At 68.8% G+C, this 520-nt stretch carries 1 protein-coding gene; it reads left to right on the top strand.

Annotated elements, in window-relative coordinates; translation table 11 throughout:
• Positions 1-383: 383 nt before the first annotated feature.
• The coding region (locus FFK22_RS45015) for a phage integrase N-terminal SAM-like domain-containing protein (RefSeq protein ID WP_186002990.1) at positions 384-520 on the top strand (137 nt) is incomplete at its 3' end.

Raw genomic sequence — 520 nt, 5'->3', positions numbered from 1 at the left:
GCGCGGGCTTGGTCATAATCCGAGGTCCGGAAGCGGCGAGGGCTTCGATGTGCCCTTTCAACCCTCAACCAAATTCAGAAGGTCGGCTCAGTAGAAAGCGGCCTTGCCGCGCGCCATCTCACGATCAGGGTCTTCGGATAGCCTCCCCCAGGCGCCCTTGCGGCGGGCGGCCCTGCCGCCGCAAGGCTGCCCGACGGCGGGCCGGGCCAGCCGGCGAGAGTGCGCCATAGGACAAAGCCGCTCCGCGGAACGGGCCGGCTGCGGGGTCGGAGAGTTGAGCCGGCCTGGGCCCTGATCGCGGGTCCTGTCTGAATCAGGGTTCCATCCCCTGCAGACAGGAGGCTTCCGTGATCTCTGCACCCGTCAGCCCGCTGCGTCAGCGGATGATCGAGGACATGGCGATCCGCCAGTTCGGGCCGAAGACCCAGCACGACTACGTCCGGGTGGTGGCCGACTTCGCCCGGTTCCTGGGCCGGTCGCCAGACCGGGCCGAGCCGGAGGACCTGCGGCGGTACCAGCT

The sequence above is a fragment of the Mycobacterium sp. KBS0706 genome, from assembly GCF_005938675.2.
Lineage (GTDB): Bacteria > Pseudomonadota > Alphaproteobacteria > DSM-16000 > Inquilinaceae > Inquilinus.
Note: the sequence above shows the minus strand (reverse complement) of the source record. Positions and strands in the feature narration are given on the sequence as shown.